Here is a 19269-nt window from a genome sequence, read left to right as displayed (position 1 = left end):
ATTTCCTCTTAAACGTTTTCGCCACGTGCACGCATGTCTGCAAGAACAGTATCAATACCTTTCTTGTCGATGATGCGCATACCTTTAGCAGATAGACGTAGTTTAACAAAACGTTTTTCGCTCTCTACCCAGAAACGATGAGTTTGTAGGTTCGGCAGAAAACGACGCTTAGTAGCATTTCGTGCGTGTGAACGGTTGTTACCCGTTACTGGACGCTTACCAGTTACTTGGCATACTCGTGACATGAATGTCTTCTCCAAAATCGTTTCAGCTCGATATCAACCTTGGTGGCCGAACCTCTCTATCTCTCGAAAAGAAGTTAGAGGTTAAGAACCGCTATGGAAAATCCATACAAGGCTATCAAAGGTCGCGCATTATACTAACTTGATATGCATTGCTCAAGACCCGAACAGATCCTTTTTACAGGTTTTCGTGATCTTTTTTTAGACAGCAGATTTTTTTAGCAGTCCAAGCTGAATTCAGTTAAAAATTTAGTGGCGTGGATGATAGCAGATTTTTAGCAACTAACAACCTAAAAAACGCACAGTTATATCCAGCCTCTTTCAGCAAAAGAGACACTTTCCCCATCTCCGATGACGAAATGGTCCAAAATACGAATATCCACCAATGCTAATGCGTCGGTGAGACGCCTTGTAATCCTTCTGTCAGCTTGGCTCGGCTCAGCAACACCTGAAGGGTGATTGTGCGCCAAAATCAAAGCCGCCGCATTATGATGCAGAGCACGCTTGACGACTTCTCTCGGATAAACCGACGCGGCATCCAACGTTCCTTCAAATAAAATTTCATCTTTTATCACTCGGTGCTGGTTATCGAGAAAAAGAATATAAAAAGCCTCTCTTTGCCGATCCCTTAAAATAGAAGACAGATATAACTTAGTTTGGTCGGGGCTGGTTAAGGCGTCACCACGCTTTAGCGTTTCCGCTAAATAGCGCTGCGTCATTTCTAGTACCGCTTGCAACTGAACATACTTGGCTTGCCCCAATCCTTTGTGACGACAAAACTCTTGCTCTGATGCTGAAAATAGTTGTCTTAGCGAACCAAAGTCTTGAATAAGGAAGTCTGCAAGTTCAATTACGTTTATTCCGTGGGTGCCCGTGCGCAAGAAAATAGCCAGTAGCTCAGCATCGGTCAATGCTTGCGGTCCTCGTTGCAGCAGCTTCTCCCTAGGCATGGACTCCGTTGGCATAGCTTTCAGTATCATCTGATGCCTCTTTATATGGAAAGAACCCCTATTCCACAAAACAAAAAGCGAAAGTCGAGTATGACTTTCGCTTTCTTCGTACCATCAGTGCTTTCAATGCAACTTAACAGTTCATCAGAGTTTAAAGTTGCCAACCAAGCCGTGAATTTCTGTTCCAGATTGTGATAGCTGCGTGCTGATTGACTCGGCATGCTGCAACGTCTCATTAATGTTGTTCACGATCTGTTGAATAGCCACTAAGTTTTGGTTGATGTCTTCTGCAACCGCACTTTGCTCTTCGGCAGCAGACGCGGTTTGAATACCCATATCTCGAATTGTTCCGATAGAATGATGAACACCAGAAAGAGATTGCTGAATGAGCGCCGATTCTTCCGCCGTTTTTACACCTCGTTTTTGGCTCACCGACATCGTACTGACCGCTCTTGATACACCATTTTGTAGCTGCTTGAGCATGTCGCCAATTTCATGAGTACTATTTTGTGTACGACTGGCTAACGAGCGAACTTCATCCGCAACGACGGCAAACCCTCGACCTTGCTCACCGGCTCTAGCCGCTTCAATCGCCGCATTTAGGGCCAACAAATTCGTTTGCTCGGCTATCTCACCAATCACATCCAGTACTTTGGTTATTTTCTCGGTTTGTAAACTCAACTCAGAAATTGCATCTGACGTACTGTCTATCTCCATTACTAGCTCGGTAATGCCTTCAATTGCTTGTTCTACTTCACGCTGAGCTTCGGTAACTTGACTGTTGGCATCCTCAATCGCCTGCGCGGTCGCATTGGTATTGCTGGCTACTTCTTTGGCTGTCATACTCATTTGTGTCACTGCCGTCACGACTTTGTCCGTCTCTAAACAGTGATCCTGCATTTGACCGCTCGCTTGGCTGGTCTGAGTGTTCAAGCTTTGAGAAACGGTCTGTACTGTCGTCGCAGAGCGGTGGATATCCTGCATCAGTGGGTGCAGCTTATCCATAAACTCATTAAACGCGGCCGCCACTTCACCGACTTCATCCTGACTTTCGACTTTTAAACGAGCCGTTAAGTCACCGCCGCCTGCGGCTACATCTTTCAATGACGCCGCGACATGTTGTAATGGCTGAATGCCTTTCGACACCACGATACTGGTGAGAACACTGGTAATGATCAACCCAATAACGGAAATCAACACGGCAGATAACGTATGCTCTTTTAGCTCTTGAGTCTTTAACTCTCTGTGCATCGCAACTTGCTGGTCGATGTCATCAATATAAACACCAGTGCCTAAAACCCAGTCCCATTTCGATAAATATTCTGCATAGCCTAGCTTAGGCGCTTGTGCGTCAATGGTCGGTTTGTGCCACGAGAAATAGAGGAACCCATCCCCTTTTTGAGAAGCATCAATCAAGCCCGCGATAACTGCGACCCCATTTTCATCTTTTAAGTCGTAAAGGTTTTTACCCTCTAAAGAAGGTTTGATGGCATGTAACGTATTCACACCTTGAGAGTCGTAGGCAAAAAAGTAACCATCGCTTTCAAAGCGCATGGCTTTCAGAATTTCTTTTGCTGCCTCTTTATTACTTCCATTTACATCCGCGTCGTATAACGGTTTTATCGCCGTCACACCCATCATCATGTAGGCTTTTAACTCTTTCTTTTTCGTTTCGATGAGCTCTTGCCTGTCTCTTGCCAGCTCCGCTTCCAAACTTTTACTGCTGTTGATGTAATACACCACTGAGATCAACGTGGTGATCAACAACAACGGAATTAGGGTTATCAGCAGCAATTTGTTTCGACTTTTCAACACCATGGTTTCCACTACCTCTTTTTCTTTTCAGACTTGCAAACTCCGCGCAACTTGTCTGTGAGGTAGGCGCGAATTTTCCCTTCCTCGGTCAGATTAATACTCTGGAGTTTGATGTGAATTATCTTCTCGTTATATATGCTCGGGCGGTCAGACTTTGAATTGTGTTAAAATCCGGTCATCAAATTGGAGATCTCACATGCAAACACTAGCAGGAAAGAAAATTCTACTCGGCATCAGTGGCGGTATTGCCGCGTATAAATGTGCGGAGCTAACCCGTCGCCTCATAGAGAGAGGAGCGCAAGTTCAAGTGGTAATGACGAAAGCAGCAAAAGAGTTCATTACCCCTTTAACCATGCAAGCCGTTTCGGGCCGCCCTGTCTCAGACAGTTTATTAGACCCAGCGGCGGAAGCCTCTATGGGCCATATTGAATTGGCCAAGTGGGCAGATTTAGTGCTACTAGCGCCAGCGACCGCGGACTTAATCGCGCGCATGTCTGCAGGTGTGGGGAACGATTTGCTTACCACGCTTGTGCTCGCGACGGATTCTCCTGTTGCAGTTTCTCCTGCGATGAATCAACAGATGTATCGCAATCTCGCAACCCAAGAGAACATCGCAACGTTAGCGCGTCGCGGTATGCACATCTGGGGCCCCGCTGCAGGAGAGCAAGCCTGTGGCGATGTGGGCCCAGGTCGAATGCTGGAACCAATGCAGCTAGTGCATCTATGTGAACAGTTCTTTCAGCCAAAATTGCTAGAAGGTAAGTCGATACTCATCACCGCAGGCCCAACTCGCGAAGCGATTGACCCAGTGCGTTACATTACGAATCATAGCTCCGGGAAAATGGGCTATGCATTGGCAAGCGCCGCAGCGCAGATGGGAGCAAAAGTCACCCTCGTGAGCGGTCCTGTCAGTTTAAATACGCCTGTAGGTGTTGAACGCATTAATGTTTCCAGTGCACAAGAGATGCTTGAAGCCGTTATGACACAAGCAAACAAGCATGATGCGTTTATTAGCTGCGCTGCCGTTGCCGACTACCGCCCACAAACGATCGCGTCTCAAAAGTTGAAAAAGACTGAAGACAATGACGAAATGGTCATTAATATGGTCAAAAATCCTGATATTGTTGCTTCTGTAGCAGCAATGACGGAGAAGCGTCCGTTTACCGTCGGTTTTGCGGCTGAAACCAATGATGTAGAGACCTATGCTCGAGGCAAGTTAACAAAGAAAAACCTCGATATGATCTGTGCGAATGACGTTTCGGTTGCAGGGCAAGGATTTAACAGCAACGACAACGCGATTACCCTGTACTGGCCTGAGGGTGAACTTGCGCTCGCTTTAGAATCAAAAGAAGCATTAAGCTTTAAAATTCTCGAAAAAATGCATCACTTGATGTAACTAACGTTTGAAAACCCTGCCAACTTTTCACAAAAGCTGGCATAAATTTGGTACAAACATGACAACTAAGGGTGTTAAATCTCCCATTCCACCCTTAGTGGTCTAGTTTGAGGCGAAATAGCGTCTTATAATCCCCTCCGCTCAACTTTGTATTTTGAAAGGAAGTAACTAATGGCCGGCAGTAAAAAATCCAACCGTCGTGAAGAGATCTTACAAGCATTAGCAGAAATGCTTGAATCAACAGAAGGCGCTTCACGCATTACTACGGCAAAACTGGCCAAGCAAGTCGGCGTTTCAGAAGCCGCGCTGTATCGTCATTTCCCAAGTAAAGCGCGCATGTTCGAAGGGTTGATTGAGTTCATTGAAGAAGCCTTGATGACACGTATCAACCGTATTCTAGACGACGAAAAAGATACACTAGAGCGTATTCGTATGGTGATGCACCTTATTTTGGCGTTCTCTGAACGTAACCCTGGTCTGACACGCATTTTGTCGGGCCATGCTCTAATGTTTGAAAATGAACGCCTACGTGAACGCATCAATCAACTCTTTGAGCGCATAGAAACACAATTGCGCCAGATCCTGCGTGAACGTAAGATTCGTGAAGGGAAGTCTTTCCCTGTCGAAGAGCGCATCCTAGCTGCGCAAATTCTGGGACAAGTTGAGGGTAGCCTAAACCGCTTTGTGCGTAGCGACTTTAAATACCAGCCGACTGCAAACTTTGACGAGTACTGGGCGCTTTTGAGTGCACAAATAAAGTAAAAGACTATGAGTAAAGACAAATACACGCAGCCCGAGTTTTCTCTTTCACTTCTTCACCCTCGTAACTGGGGCGTATGGCTTGGGTTTGGTCTGTTGGCCATCCTCGTCAACATTCTTCCTTATCGGCTGCTGCTTTCATTAGGTCGTTCACTCGGCAAACTTGGCATGCGCTACGGTAAAAAGCGTGTCCACGTTGCTCAACGTAACTTAGAATTGGCCTTTCCAGACAAAACACCTGAAGAGATTCAACATATTGTTGAAGAGAACTTCAAAAATACCGGTATGGCACTCATAGAAACCGGGATCACTTGGTTCTGGCCGACTTGGCGCTTTAAAAACCTGATCGTCGAGAAAGATCTCGGCGCACTGCGTGAAAAAGCCAAAGAAGGTAAAGGCGTCCTACTTTGTTGTGTCCATGCTCTAAATCTAGAGATCACTGCACGTGCTTTCGCCGTGCTCGGCGTGGCCGGGTACGGCGCGTTTCGTCCGCATAATAATCCTGCTTATAACTTTATCCAGTATTGGGGACGGACACATAACGGCAATAAATTGATTGATCGTAAAGATGTGAAAAAGATGATTCGTGTATTACGCAGTGGTGAGCGTCTGTTCTATCTGCCGGATCACGATTACGGTCGCAAAAAATCAGTATTTGTGCCCTTCTTTGCCGTAGACGATGCGTGTACGACAACAGGCACGAGCATTCTGGCGTATACCTCAAAATGTGCGATCATCCCAGGCTCAGGGTTTCGCAATGACGAAGGAAAATACGACATCATCGCCGATAAGTGCATTGAAGCCGACTATCCACAAAAAGACGAAGTCGCCGCTGCCGCTTATATGAACAAGTATGTGGAAGAGGTCATTCTACGCGCCCCAGAGCAATGGATGTGGCTCCATAAACGCTACAAAACCATGCAAGATGAGCATGTCGAGAAAGGCATTCGCTATAAGTAAGTCGTCAAGGCGATAAATCCAAAAACAAAAAAGGGCAGATGAATATCCATCTGCCCTTTTTACTTTTTCAGAAAAAGTAACCAATTAAATGCCGTATTCTGTGCGGTACGCTTTGACTGCTTCTAGATGCTCTTTGTCTGTGCCTTTCTCTTCAAGGAAAGTCACAAGGTCAGTCAGGCTAACGATTGAGATGATTGCACAACCAAAGTCACGCTCAACTTCTTGAATCGCAGAAAGCTCGCCCTTGCCCTTCTCTTGGCGGTCGATAGCAACCAACACACCCGCAAGGTCAGCGCCATTTGCTTTAATAATTTCCATCGATTCACGGATTGCCGTACCCGCCGTAATCACGTCGTCCACCAGCATGATGCGACCTTCTAACGCAGAACCAACAAGGTTGCCACCTTCGCCATGATCTTTTGCTTCTTTACGGTTGAAACAGTAAGGCATGTCGATATCATGGTGATCCGCCAGCGCGACTGCTGTTGTCGTTGCAATAGGAATACCTTTGTACGCAGGGCCAAACAGTACATCGAATTCAATGCCAGAATCAGCGAGCGCGGCTGCGTAAAAACGGCCTAGACGTGCGAGATCACGACCAGTATTGAAAAGACCAGCGTTAAAGAAGTACGGGCTTTTACGGCCAGATTTCAAAGTAAACTCACCAAACTTAAGAACTTCTTTCTCAAGTGCAAACTCAATAAACTCACGCTGGTATGCTTTCATTATTTTCTCTCTATGTCCTTGGTTTCTTGTGTCTCTTCTCGACAATCATTCATTTCTCTATTGTCGAGATAAAAAAATAGCCCCCATAGTGGGAGCTATCTAAATCAATTGGCTAACGCCGCCTTCTGCGCTGCGACAATTTCCGTAATGCCGATTTTCGCCGACTCGAGCAATGCCATCAGTTGCTCATGACTGAACGGTTCACCTTCTGCGGTGCCCTGAATTTCAATCATCTTGCCTTCTTCGGTCATTACAACGTTCATGTCTGTGTCTGCCGCTGAATCTTCAACGTACTCAAGGTCACACAGAACATCATCGCCTAGCAAACCAACTGAAACTGCCGCTACGTGGCCTTTCATTGGATTCGCTTTTAGCTTACCGCTATCCACTAGGTGTTGGAACGCATCGGCCATTGCGACACTTGCGCCGCTGATAGATGCAGTACGGGTACCACCGTCAGCTTGGATAACGTCACAGTCAACGGTGATCATGAACTCACCCATGGCTTTTAGATCGACAACAGCACGTAGGCTTCGTGCAATAAGACGCTGAATTTCCATCGTACGGCCGCCTTGTTTGCCACTTGCCGCTTCACGACGAGTACGAGAATGTGTTGCTCGAGGTAGCATGCCGTATTCAGCTGTAACCCAGCCTTTACCTTGGCCTTTTAGCCAACGTGGCACAGATTCTTCGACGGTCGCATTACACAACACTTTGGTGTTACCGAACTCAACTAGCACTGACCCTTCAGCGTAAGCTGTGTAGTTACGAGTAATTTTGATAGGGCGAACTTGATCCGCCTTGCGATCGTTTGGACGCATGGGCATCTACCTTAAATATGAGGAGAAGACGATTTGGTTGGGCGAAGATTATAACGGAATCGATTCCGGATTCATAGGTTACGCCGCTGGCACAACATAAACAATCCATACATCCCGCGCACCTATCGACGCAGCGTGATACACTCTTGAAGTAATTTTCAAAAAATGAAGACAGGAAAATTCGATGATTTACAGTATGACAGCGTATGCACGCAAAGAAGTAAAAGGCGACTGGGGTTCTGCAGTATGGGAAATCCGCAGCGTGAACCAGCGTTATTTAGAAACATACTTCCGCATGCCAGAACAATTTCGTGGATTAGAGCCCGTTTTACGCGAGCGTTTTCGTAAGCGCTTAGCGCGAGGCAAAGTGGAATGTAATCTGCGTTTTGAAGCAAACCCTGCCGCAAAAGGTGAGCTTAGCATCAACGAAGCGCTTGCTAGCCAGGTAATTAAGGCCGCTGAACAAGTCATGCACATGACTGGTGAACTGAGCCGAATCAATCCATTTCAAGTCATGCAATGGCCGGGGGTAATGGAAACTCCAGAGCAAGACATGGATGCGGTAAATAAAGTGCTACTAGAAGCGTTTGATGGCGCAATGGATGAGTTTATTGAAGCTCGTGCTCGTGAAGGCGAGAACATGAAAGCGCTGATTGAACAGCGTTTAGACGCCATCTCTGCAGAAGTCGTAAAAGTGCGTGCCCGCATGCCAGAAATTTTAGAATGGCAACGTGAGCGACTATTCTCGAAGTTCGAAGACGCTAAAGTGGAACTGGATCCGTCTCGTATCGAGCAAGAACTGATTTTGCTAGCGCAAAAATCGGATGTTGCTGAAGAGCTCGATCGCTTGGACTCTCACGTAAAAGAAACCACAAACATTCTGAAAAAAGGTGGCGCAGTGGGTCGTCGTCTGGACTTCATGATGCAAGAGTTCAACCGTGAATCGAACACGCTAGCGTCGAAATCCATCAGCACCGACATCACCGCATCGGGCGTCGAACTGAAAGTTCTGATTGAACAGATGCGTGAGCAGATCCAGAATATAGAATAGACTCCAACCAGTTCCATGCCCATGTATAAAGCCCTTAATTAAAAGGGCTTTTTTATCACGCTACTATCTGCTGTCTTTGGGTCTTAAAATCGGTCTACCCGATACGGCTTCATGTCAAACTCAGGCTCCACTTGGCGCAATAGGCTAATAACCAACTCTGCACTAATGGCGGCTTGAGTCAGCCCCAAGTGCTGATTCCCAAAGGCAAACAATAACCGTGGATGACGCGGGTGCTGGTCTATCACTGGCAACGAATCCGCCAGAGTCGGTCTATGTCCCATCCACTCACTCACTTTAAGAGCAGGGTTGTTTAATCGTGGCAATAGTTGCCTACTGTGATGGCGCAGCACATTAAACCTGCGAGCAAACTCAGGTAAACGCAAGCCACCTATTTCAGTGATCCCAACCACCCTTAAGCCAGACGCCAAAGGGCTCATCACAAATTTACGCTCCGCAGAGCCAATCGGATGTTGGAGTGGCGGCGTCTCCATGTCGGCAGTCTCTATCGTCAGGTGGTACCCGCGTTCCGCTTCAAGTGGAACAGATATCCCTGTTTGTTCTAACAGAGGCTTACCCCAAGCGCCGGTGCAAAGTACCACGTGCTCGAACTTATTTTGACTCTTCGCTGTGACCACCCCAACAGCATTCTCTTGCGGAAGAATTTCACTCACTTCTGTTTGTTCAAAACGCCCACCGCGCGCTTGAAAAACCGCAAACAGTTGTTTCGACAGTAAGTAAGGATCTTTCACTCGACACGCATTAGGGAAAAACAGAGCGTGACTGACAGTCTCAGCCAGCTCTGGCTCTTTTTCCCTCAGTTGTGCACCTTGCAGTAGGACACTTTCGATGTCCCATTGAGCAAGGTAAGCAGCATGCGTTTTGGCCTCGTCTAACTTATTTTCCGACTCCCATACCAACAGGTAACCTGACGGAACAAGATATTCTTCGGCCCCTATATCAGCCAAGCAGCGTTGCCAAGCAGGAACGGCCGCTTGATTGAGCTGGTAGAGCGCTTGTCGACTGGCCTCCACTCGTGCAGAAGAAGCAGAGCGAACAAAACGCGCCAACCAAGGCAGGGCTTGGGGTAAATACTTCCAAGGAAGGGCCAACGGCCCCTTGGGATCCATCCACATCCTTGGCGCGGCAGCCAGTGTCTTTTTCGTTGCCAGAGGATCAATCAGTTCTGTTGCTAAATAGCCAGCATTACCAAACGAAGCGCCTTCACCCGGCAAACCCTTGTCAAACAAAGTGACTTGAAAGCCAGGACGCTGTGCTTCTAGGGCGGTACAAAGCCCCACCACTCCAGCCCCCACTACCGCAACGGTGGGCTTGTCGTTAAAAGGGGTATGTTTCGCGGATTGTGTCATGTTCTACCTACTGGCTTAGCTAAAGAATGTATTGGCTACGGTTTAATGGGTACTGCTACTCGCTGGTGAGACAGGCTCTGTGCTTGCCGGCGCCTCTTGCTCCACACGCTTTGAGAACCACCCTGTCTGGGCGTATAAAATGCCAATCGCAGGTGATAACCAACAAGCAAACGCCAACGGTGCATACAACAAAGCACTGTAATCGCCTGGTGCGACAATCAGCCCCAAAGTTCCCATCACAAATGCACCACCTGCATTCCAAGGGATCAATGGCGAGACTAAGGTGCCCCCTTCTTCAATCGCCCTGGAAAGATTGAGTCGGCTATAGCCCAACTTGTCATATTGCGGCCCAAACATACGCCCAGGTAAAGCAATCGAGAGGTACACATCACCCGATACGGCGTTGGTCGCAACGGAAGTAAGAATGGCATTCGTTTGTAACCCTTTGAAGCCTCGTGTCGACTTCATCACGGCATTCACGACCGACTCTAAACACCCAGTCCGCTCCAGTGCACCACCAAATGCCAACGCAAACATCATCAAAGTGATCACCCAAGTCATTGAGGTAACGCCACCGCGATTTAGTAAGTTATCCAACGCGGCCGATCCGGTCTCTATCTTGTACCCACTGTGGGCAAACGTGAGAATGTCATTCAGATTGTAATCGTAATTATGAACCGCGACACCAGCGCCGAGAAAAAAGCCAATAAACAGGGCTGGGATCGGTGCTATTTTGTAAAACGCCAATAGCATCACCACCAAGAGCGGCAGTAAAGGCAACAAACCGAGTAAGAAATGACTCTCCATGCCCGATTGAATCGCGGTGATTTGTTGTAGCTGTTGTTGAGCGTCAGAGGTCGCATCCCCCATCACCACACCACCAAGAATCGAGTACAGCGTCAAAGCGATCAGCATAGCTGGAATGGTTGTCGGCATCATATTACGAATATGAGCGAATACATTGGTTTCGGTTACGGCGGCAGCAAGGTTAGTGGTATCCGATAACGGTGAGATCTTGTCGCCGAAAAAAGCGCCTGAGACAACGGCACCCGCCGTCCAATATGCTGGAATACCAAACGCAAAACCGATTCCAACCAACGCCAGCCCGACCGTGCCCACGGTTGTCCAACTCGAACCAATCGAAAGAGATACCAAAGAGCACAACAGCATGGTGGCTGCCAAAAACCACTCTGGTTCAATCAAGACTAAACCGTAATAGATAAGAGTCGGTACTGTGCCACTGGCTATCCACGTACTTACCAGCATCCCTACCACAATAAGGGTTGCAATGGAGGGCATCGCCACGTGTAAGACACGGAATGCACCGGATTCGATGTCCTGCCAACGCAGGCCTTGGTACCAGCCAACTAACGCGGTAATAGCAAAACCAATAGCTAACGCGATATGTGGAGTAAAGTCGTCATAATAAAAAATCTGTGTCGCTAACAAGCCAATAGTGAGGATAATCGGTACGACCGCCAAGCCTAGTGGTGGCGGCGCCATATAATCTGAGTTCTTTTTAGTCATAGGTCTTTTTCCAAATCACGTCGCGAGGGACCGCACCTGAAAAGGTGCGGCGCGCATGGAAAGCCTGATAGCGGATAACAAAGCCGCAAGCAGGGCAAAAGAAAAGCCAAGATATGCGTCGGCCTGATTACGATTTACGCACCCTGCACTGACTGATAAGCCAGAATCGCGCCCGCCAGATCTTCACGAGAGTCGCCAACCGATTTAAACAACGTGATCGCTGTTTCTGGCTCGTCGAGCTCTGCACGTCCTGCATGTTGGCCACGACACAACACCGAAAAGTCCGCTAAAATCTTCTCTTCGGTAATCGCTCCGTCACGGATAGGCATGATCAACTCGCCCGTTTCAACCAGTGCCGCCGCCTTCACATCCACGAATACATTCGCTCTCTGTAACGCTTCGTTGTTGGTCTCGCGCATTGTCGGCGTAAAGCTCCCCACCAAATCTAAGTGCGCGCCCGGCTTCAGCCACTCACCTTTAATGAGGGGCTCGGTTGAAAGCGTTGCACAGCTAATGAGATCGGCTTCACGCGCGACCGTTTCCAGTTGCTCATCGGAGCATGCAATGGCATCAACGCCCTCATCACGCAATTCTGTAGCCAATTGCTCTGCCGCAGCCGGATTAATATCCCACACATGAACAGTTTCAATTGGACGTACACTGATATGAGCTGGTACTAGGCGTCGTGCAACGCGTCCTGCCCCAACCATCAACATTTTGCTGGCCGTTTCACGCGAGAGGTAACGAGAAGCCAGTGCCGAGGCCGCCGCAGTTCTGCGCGCGGTGAGCTCATTGCCATCGATCTGAGCCAGCATTTGCCCTGTCTGACCACAACTCAGTAAATAGTGACTGCTGAGTCCAGGTTGATTACGCGCAGAATTCCCCGGAAAGACATTCACCTGTTTTACGCCCAAGTACTCACCTTCAATCCATGCCGGCATTAATAACAAGGTCGCGCTAGGGTCTTGCGGCACATTCATCGTGTGATGGTGACGAATAGGCGCCGTTACATCACGGGTAAAAATATCTTTTAAAGCGTCGACCAATGGTAGCCAAGCTAGTGCATCGCGAACCTGTTGCTGGTTAAGTTGCATGTCATTCTTCCTTCCTTGTTAATATATTGTTATTTTATCTATTAATAGCGCTATTCATTTGCCCGAGACTCTGCGGTATTTAACCCAGACTCCGGAACTGAAAAACTTTGGGAAAGGAAAAGCTACATTGGGCAAACTAAGCGCGCGGATACAAGTAGGAAACTCACTGTGAATCAAACTCAGATAAGAAGAAATGTTATTGCCAGACGCCAGGGCCAACACCTGCACAGCTACGCTCAGGTATTGTTAGGCTGGCGAGGCACAATGGCGTGCGAGTTTGAACGCGAAAGTGGAAATATAGGCCATGGCACAGTGGCGATAGTGCCCGATAATGCCCCCCATTTTTATAATGGCTTAAGTGAAGATAGTGAGTTATTAGTCATCGACTTAGCGCCGGCTGACCCTTACATTCAAGCGCTGGAACAAGCGTGTAACTTGTCATTAAAGGAATCGGTATTTCAGCAGCCTTACTTCCTAGACTTGGGTACAGAAAGTCAGATATTGCTGGATTTTGCTGCGCAGAAAGTCAGTCAGGGGCAAATGTCACCACAGATAAACTGCCAGCTCGTGTCATTATTTTTAACGCAGCTTGGGCAAATGTCATCCAGTGTCACACCACCAGCCCCGCATCGTCGCTTAGAAGCCAGCCATTTGAATACGTATATCGATCAAAACATTTCGACGGCGTTAACCAATGCTCAGCTAGCTCAGGCGATGCACCTCAGCGAAAGCCATTTTTACTGCTTATGCCAAAGGCAGTTTGGAGTGACACCACAAAAATACGTGATGCAGAGACGCATGCAAAAAGCACAATTTTTGCTGCGTAACAGCCATATGCCTATGACAGAACTTGCCGCCGAAGTCGGGTTTGCGCAGCTGTCGAGTTTTTCTCGTGCCTACAAACGCAGCTTTCAGCATTCGCCTAGTGACGTACGCCGAAAGTCGCGCTAAACGTATGCACTAGGCCTAACTACAGGCTGAACAACGTCATTTATGAGTAGCGAATGGCGTTCACAAACCACTCTTTGTAACCTTCTGGGGTTTTGACGCTAAACTCCTCGTCGACTTCTATTTTTAGTCTTAGACCCCTCATGGGCATTGCCCCTGTATATCTATCCATGAACAGGCCACCAGCATTAACAATGCAGTTTTCTAGTGTCCAAACTGATTCAAAAAGTCTTCAAATATGAATAAAAAGCTTAATGTTTTGTTTTTTTAATAAAAACACACGCTCAAAAAGACAGTTCCAAAATATTGAATGATCCAAAAGTCATCGAGTATTGAAACAAAAAAGCCCCGCTAGTGCGGAGCTTTCTTTTATTCATCTTTTTCCAAGGTTCTGTTATCAACGTAGGGCCAATAATGATGCCCGACTCTGATGAGCAAGGTTGCCGCAGCTAAGATAAACGCTGCCAGAGATAACCACACAACCAAAACCGCATCCAGTTCTTTCATTCCTAGTGTGATATAGCGGGCGATCGCCATCATCGCGATATAGATAGGATAGCGTACCGGAATTTTTCCGTTCATCACGAACTGCTGCACCATGGCGAGCACTTCCAGATAGATAAACATCAAAAGAATATCCGTGAGTAAGACACGCTTCTCTACAAATACGTGCACAAACTCTTGCATCATGGCGTACAGCGTCGCCAAGGTAATAGAGACTAATAATACCGCCTCCAAAATATGGAAGATTTTCAGGAACGGTCGACTAAAGGATTTTGGTAAATTCGACGGCATGGTCCATTATCCAGACAAAGAAGATAGGCCTTGAGTTTAGCATGCAACGATCTTCAATCAATCATAATACTCAGCGCCAATCGACACCAAGAGACCTAACATAGGCCTATAAAAACGCTCCGCTTATTTGGCGGAGCGTTTTTGTGTTATAGGACCTGTGGCATCACTTACGCCACTTGCTGCTTTTTTTCAGCCAGGCGCTTTTTCTTCCGATATTTAGGGTGGGTGATCGGAATCGCAGATAGGAGTTTCTTGGTGTACTCGTTTTGCGGGTTTGCATAAATTTCTTTCGCGCTGCCTGCTTCTACCACTTTACCAAAATACATCACGGCAACTTTGTCTGAAACGTGTTTCACCACAGAGAGATCGTGAGAGATAAAGATGATCGCCAAGTTCATCTCTTGTTGCAGTTGTAGTAATAGGTTCAAGATTTGTGCCTGTACCGATACATCTAGCGCAGATACCGATTCGTCACAAATCAGTAATTTAGGCTTCAATGCAATCGCACGAGCAATACCGATACGCTGACGTTGGCCGCCTGAAAACTCATGTGGATAGCGGTTGACTGCCGTTTCTGGCAAGCCCACTTTGATTAAAAGCTCTTTTACCCACTGTTTGCGCTCGGCTGGCGTACCGATTTTATGAATAACAAACGGTTCTTCTAGAATCATACCGATGGTATGACGCTGATTGAGTGATTCCATTGGATCTTGAAAGACGATTTGCATGTCTTTACGCAGCGATCGCATCTCTTTGACAGACAGTTTAGTGATGTCTTTACCTTCAAAGAAAATCTTACCTTCCGTTGGCTCGTATAACTTTAAGATCGTGCGCCCAAGGGTGCTTTTACCACAACCTGACTCACCAACTAGTCCCAGTGTTTCACCTTCAGAAACAGACAGTGAAACCCCGTCTACCGCTTTGATGGTGTAGCCTTTCTTGAACAGCCCTTTACCAGAAACAAAGTGCTGCTTAAGATTTTCAATTCTTAATACTTCTTTTGCCATAACATCCTCTTTTATGACTCGTTCACTTTGCCCAGTTAACTGGCAAACATACTGGCATCAATAGGCTTGATATCGATCATCTGCTTCGGCTCATTATCTAAGCTCGGCATCAACCCCATCAAACGCTCTGTGTATGGGTGCTGCGGGTTATCAAACAACTCAAAAATTTCTGCTTTTTCGACAATACGCCCACCATACATCACGGCAACATCATCACACACTTCTGCCACAACCCCGAGGTCGTGAGTAATGAAGATCATCGCCATGCCTGTTTCTTCCTGAAGCTCATTCATCAGTTCAAGGATAGACGCCTGAACCGTAACATCCAACGCCGTAGTCGGTTCATCACAAATCAGAATGTCCGGCTTACAGGCCAACGCCATCGCGATCATGACACGCTGGCGCATACCGCCAGATAGGTTATGGGGATACTCATTCAATCGTTTCTCTGGCATTGGGATTTTGACTTTTGCCAGCATCTCAATCGAGAAAGCCTCCCGCTCCTTTTTGTCGAGCTCAGGTCGATGAAGTTCAAGCACTTCACATATTTGGCGACCAATGGTGTGTACTGGATTGAGCGCCGTCATCGGATCTTGGAAGATGATCGAAATGCGATCGCCACGCATGGCGTACATCTCTTCCGCAGGCAAATCAACTAGGTTGGTGCCGCGATAATTCACTTCACCTTTGATGATGTTGCCATATGGCTTAGGTAAAAGCCCCATGATCGACATTGAGGTTACGCTCTTACCACTACCTGACTCTCCCACCAGACCGAGTGTACGTCCAGCTCTCACATCAAAGTTCACACCATGCAGCACCTTCACTGGTCCTTCATCGGTGGTGAATTCAACTTCGAGATCTTTAACACTTAGGATTACATCGTTTTCCATAACCAATCCTTACAGCTTATAAGTGTCATCTACGACGACGACAGGTTCAAAAGCTTTACCTGACTTCATCGCTTGTTTGGTTTCTTTCTTGATATCGCTATCAATCCAGTAAGTGCCATCCCCTATGATGCCACCACTGAACAACGCCTCTGTCATGCGATTCATTGGCTTATCAGGAAACTTTAGCCAGCGCCAGTGACCGTAGCGGACATAAGGAATCATGTAGCCTGTTACGATAACGTGCGCATCAATGATGTCACGCTGAATCTCATGACCTAGCTGGATCTTTTTATCCATATCCATGCTAAAACGATACTCGATGATCTTTTCATCCAGCTCTGGCGTGCTGTAGTTTGTGAAAGAGTTAGTTTGCGGCTTGTTCGCATTGACTGAATGGAAGTACTCCCAATACGTTGGGATCTCGGACGTACCCATATCTAAGAAAGCCAAATCGTGCTTTTTCTCACGGACGTATTTGAACATGGATGAGCCATCAACCAACTTGAGCTCAATATCCAACCCTGCTAGCTTGGCTTGCTCACGCAAAAAAGCAATACGAGGAGTATGAACAGGTGTTCCGTAGGTCAGCTCGAAGCTTAAACGCTCACCTTTGTCATTGACACGAATACCATCGGAACCAATTTTGTTAAAGCCTGCGGCTTCGAATGCCTCGGCCGCTTTTGCTGGGTCAAATTTCGGTGCTTTCGCGTCTGGTAGGGTATATTTACCATGGCCATAACCGGTCGGGTTTGGCTTACGGGAGTAGTCACCACGCATGATGTTCTCAATCATGCCATCAAAATCAATTGCGTAAGTAATGCCCTTGCGAACGTTTAAATCATCCAGTAAAGGCATCGCGGTGTTCATCCATACGCCGCCCGCACCGACTGGAAATTGGTTGTAACCCCAGAACTTTTGAATGTAGCCTTTTTGGTACGGTTCTGTGTTCGATTTATCGTGCCATAGACTTGGCAGAACCAGACCAAATGCATCCAACTTACCCTTTTCAAAATGCTTCATCGCAATATCGCTATCGCGGATCACCGTGATGCGAATCTTGTCGACATTGTAGCGATTTTGGTAGTACTTATTGCTGTAACCCCACCAATCTTCACCAACATGTTTGAAAGTCACACTTCTACCTTTTTTGATATCATCTAGGTAGTACGCACTGGTCGTTGGTTCACTTTTAAAGTTGTAGTAACGGACAAAATTATCGTGAATACCATCACCATTTTCGTCCTTTGAAGGATTGGCATAAAAGTGTGCGGGACGTGGGCGTAAAGCCCCCATTCTTAGCAATAATTCTTCCGGATTGAACTCTTTCGCGGCCTTAACAGCAAACGTATGAGCGTCGTACTTAATAACCTCCGCAATGGTTTTGTTGTAATAATCGTTGTACCAAGGTTCTAGGATATCCTTAGAACGATAAAACTTAAGCATGAATACAAAATCGTCGGCAGTCACAGGCTTGCCGTCCGACCATTTGGCTTCTGGATTGAGTTTGAAATAGACGGTTTTATTGTCGCCAGCTAACGCCCACTCATTAGCAAGTTCAGGGATGAACTCTAAAGTGTCTGGGTGGCGAACCACCAATCCAGGGGTTTCATCCAAGATAAAGGAACGCAACCCCGCATTGGCGTCTGGACCAACACTACGTAACGTCTGTGGAAAACTTGACATGAAGGTGCGATAGGTCCCTCCACGTTTCGCTTCAGGCGAACCATATTGAGGCTCATCCCAGTTTGTTTGCCAGTTTAAGTCAGTCGGAAGCGTTGCTGACATTGCACCAAAACTCAGGGCGCTCAGCGTGGACGCTAAAAATAATTTCTTCATAAAACTTCCCTTTTTTATGTTTTGCTCACAATGCTCGCTTAAACATAGCGTGTGAATTTTTTCGGGTCGAAGGCCGCTCGAATGGCTTCACCAATAAAGGTCACCATTACCAACACGAGTACAATTGACGTCACCACTGAAGCAACAATCCATGGCGAGTCTAAGTTTGACTTACCTTGTTGTAGCAGTTCCCCCCAACTTGGCGTTGGTGGCATCAGACCTAAACCTAGATAATCCAAAGCGGTCAGCGCAGTGATGTTTGCTGCAATAGTGAACGGCGCCAATGTCACGATCATCACCATCGTATTCGGTAGGATGTGATTAAACAAAATACGTCCCGTCGATGCCCCTAAAGCACGTGCCGCCATTACGTATTCTCGTGCCGCTTCTTTATAAGTCATGGTCCGCATGTACCATGTCATACCCATCCAGGTGAAAAGCACGTTAATAGCGACAAAGAGAGCGAACGTCGGTTGAACGATTGAGACAAGAATCATAATGACGTACAAAAACGGCACCATTGACCAGATTTCGATAAGTCGTTGTACAAACAAGTCAAATTTACCGCCCCAAAAACCCATAGCACAACCAACTGCAGTGCCGATCGCGTAGGAAATTGCCATGGTGAGCAACGCAAATCCCATTGCCGTTCTGAATCCGTAGACAAGTCGCGCCAAAATATCGCGACCTATCACATCTGTACCTAAATAATGCTTGTTTTCGGCACTAGGCGCTGTTGGCGGGAAATCACCACTAAAATCTTGTTCATATGGGTTCCATGGCACAAGCGGCAAAATAACAAAGTTGTCGCCCCCTTCGGCCTCAAACGCTTTTTGCAGTACGCGATAATCCGCTTCGCTGGATGACTCTTGGCCGAATTCACTGCCTAAACGGACATCACTGACAACAGGAAAATAGTAGCTACCATCGTACTTGACAACTAGCGCTTTACTATTAATCAGAAGTTCAGCAAAGAGCGACAAGATCAACATGATTGAGAGAATGACAAACGACCAATAGCCTCGTTTGATCTCTTTAAAGTGGCGAATTTTCTTTTGAGTTAATGGACTAACTTTAATCAT

The 19269-nt window shown here is 47.0% G+C and carries 18 protein-coding genes and 1 pseudogene; 5 read left to right on the top strand and 14 right to left on the bottom strand.

Going from position 1 to position 19269, the window contains the following annotated elements; genetic code table 11:
- Positions 1-8: 8 nt before the first annotated feature.
- From rpmB to MSG33_RS16370, 3 genes are all read right to left on the bottom strand, one after another.
- The gene (gene rpmB / locus MSG33_RS16380; RefSeq protein ID WP_005384783.1) at positions 9-245 is read right to left on the bottom strand and encodes a 50S ribosomal protein L28; all 237 of its coding nucleotides are present in this window, start codon (positions 243-245) and stop codon (positions 9-11) included.
- 302 nt (positions 246-547) lie between these two features.
- A complete protein-coding gene (radC, locus tag MSG33_RS16375; protein WP_248381466.1) occupies positions 548-1222 on the bottom strand; it encodes a DNA repair protein RadC in 675 nt (224 codons plus the stop codon).
- A 114-nt stretch (positions 1223-1336) separates the two neighbouring features.
- The gene (locus MSG33_RS16370; protein WP_248381465.1) at positions 1337-3010 is read right to left on the bottom strand and encodes a methyl-accepting chemotaxis protein; all 1674 of its coding nucleotides are present in this window, start codon (positions 3008-3010) and stop codon (positions 1337-1339) included.
- A gap of 193 nt (positions 3011-3203) precedes the next feature.
- Here MSG33_RS16370 and coaBC point away from each other — a divergent pair, with 193 nt between their 5' ends.
- The 3 genes from coaBC to MSG33_RS16355 all read left to right on the top strand — a co-directional run bounded on the left by coaBC (position 3204) and on the right by MSG33_RS16355 (position 6122).
- A complete protein-coding gene (gene coaBC / locus MSG33_RS16365) occupies positions 3204-4403 on the top strand; it encodes a bifunctional phosphopantothenoylcysteine decarboxylase/phosphopantothenate--cysteine ligase CoaBC (protein WP_248381464.1) in 1200 nt (399 codons plus the stop codon).
- Positions 4404-4574: 171 nt separating this feature from the next.
- Entirely contained in the window at positions 4575-5165 is a 591-nt protein-coding gene (gene slmA / locus MSG33_RS16360; RefSeq protein ID WP_005395778.1) for a nucleoid occlusion factor SlmA, read from the top strand.
- 6 nt (positions 5166-5171) lie between these two features.
- The gene (locus MSG33_RS16355) at positions 5172-6122 is read left to right on the top strand and encodes a Kdo(2)-lipid IV(A) acyltransferase (RefSeq protein WP_033905948.1); all 951 of its coding nucleotides are present in this window, start codon (positions 5172-5174) and stop codon (positions 6120-6122) included.
- Between the two features lie 84 nt (positions 6123-6206).
- On the opposite strand, the gene pyrE is transcribed toward MSG33_RS16355, so the two are convergent.
- The gene (pyrE, locus tag MSG33_RS16350; RefSeq protein ID WP_248381463.1) at positions 6207-6848 is read right to left on the bottom strand and encodes an orotate phosphoribosyltransferase; all 642 of its coding nucleotides are present in this window, start codon (positions 6846-6848) and stop codon (positions 6207-6209) included.
- A gap of 104 nt (positions 6849-6952) precedes the next feature.
- Entirely contained in the window at positions 6953-7669 is a 717-nt protein-coding gene (gene rph, locus MSG33_RS16345; RefSeq protein WP_012841197.1) for a ribonuclease PH, read from the bottom strand.
- Between the two features lie 184 nt (positions 7670-7853).
- Here rph and MSG33_RS16340 point away from each other — a divergent pair, with 184 nt between their 5' ends.
- Complete coding sequence (locus MSG33_RS16340; protein ID WP_005395766.1) at positions 7854-8720, top strand: YicC/YloC family endoribonuclease; 867 nt, start codon at positions 7854-7856, stop codon at positions 8718-8720.
- A gap of 83 nt (positions 8721-8803) precedes the next feature.
- Here the strand turns inward: MSG33_RS16340 and MSG33_RS16335 are convergent, their stop codons facing one another.
- The 3 genes from MSG33_RS16335 to MSG33_RS16325 form a co-directional block, all read right to left on the bottom strand.
- Positions 8804-10087, bottom strand: coding sequence for an FAD-dependent oxidoreductase (locus tag MSG33_RS16335; RefSeq protein ID WP_248381462.1), 1284 nt, complete (start codon positions 10085-10087; stop codon positions 8804-8806).
- Positions 10088-10129: 42 nt separating this feature from the next.
- Positions 10130-11614 (bottom strand): Na+/H+ antiporter NhaC, encoded by a 1485-nt coding sequence (nhaC, locus tag MSG33_RS16330; RefSeq protein ID WP_248381461.1) that lies wholly within the window; start codon positions 11612-11614, stop codon positions 10130-10132.
- 134 nt (positions 11615-11748) lie between these two features.
- Complete coding sequence (locus MSG33_RS16325) at positions 11749-12708, bottom strand: ornithine cyclodeaminase family protein (protein ID WP_248381460.1); 960 nt, start codon at positions 12706-12708, stop codon at positions 11749-11751.
- 168 nt (positions 12709-12876) lie between these two features.
- Here MSG33_RS16325 and MSG33_RS16320 point away from each other — a divergent pair, with 168 nt between their 5' ends.
- Positions 12877-13659, top strand: coding sequence for an AraC family transcriptional regulator (locus tag MSG33_RS16320; protein ID WP_109168688.1), 783 nt, complete (start codon positions 12877-12879; stop codon positions 13657-13659).
- Positions 13660-13699: 40 nt separating this feature from the next.
- On the opposite strand, the pseudogene MSG33_RS16315 reads toward MSG33_RS16320, so the two are convergent.
- The 6 genes and pseudogenes from MSG33_RS16315 to MSG33_RS16290 form a co-directional block, all read right to left on the bottom strand.
- Positions 13700-13786 (bottom strand): annotated as a pseudogene (locus MSG33_RS16315) (transcription elongation factor GreB); the annotation flags it as partial.
- 239 nt (positions 13787-14025) lie between these two features.
- Positions 14026-14451, bottom strand: coding sequence for a phosphate-starvation-inducible PsiE family protein (locus MSG33_RS16310; protein ID WP_012841209.1), 426 nt, complete (start codon positions 14449-14451; stop codon positions 14026-14028).
- 167 nt (positions 14452-14618) lie between these two features.
- Positions 14619-15458 carry an ABC transporter ATP-binding protein gene (locus MSG33_RS16305; protein ID WP_005394930.1) on the bottom strand — a complete coding sequence of 280 codons (840 nt, stop codon included), beginning with the start codon at positions 15456-15458 and terminating at the stop codon, positions 14619-14621.
- A 35-nt stretch (positions 15459-15493) separates the two neighbouring features.
- Positions 15494-16351 carry an ABC transporter ATP-binding protein gene (locus MSG33_RS16300; protein ID WP_248381459.1) on the bottom strand — a complete coding sequence of 286 codons (858 nt, stop codon included), beginning with the start codon at positions 16349-16351 and terminating at the stop codon, positions 15494-15496.
- A gap of 9 nt (positions 16352-16360) precedes the next feature.
- A complete protein-coding gene (locus tag MSG33_RS16295; protein WP_053808672.1) occupies positions 16361-18187 on the bottom strand; it encodes an extracellular solute-binding protein in 1827 nt (608 codons plus the stop codon).
- Between the two features lie 38 nt (positions 18188-18225).
- Positions 18226-19269, bottom strand: coding sequence for an ABC transporter permease subunit (locus tag MSG33_RS16290; protein ID WP_006741815.1), 1044 nt, complete (start codon positions 19267-19269; stop codon positions 18226-18228).

This window comes from Vibrio sp. 1CM7H, from assembly GCF_023161645.1.
GTDB lineage: Bacteria > Pseudomonadota > Gammaproteobacteria > Enterobacterales > Vibrionaceae > Vibrio > Vibrio diabolicus.
The sequence above is the reverse complement of the archived record's forward strand: the minus strand, read 5'-3'. Positions and strand labels throughout refer to the sequence as shown.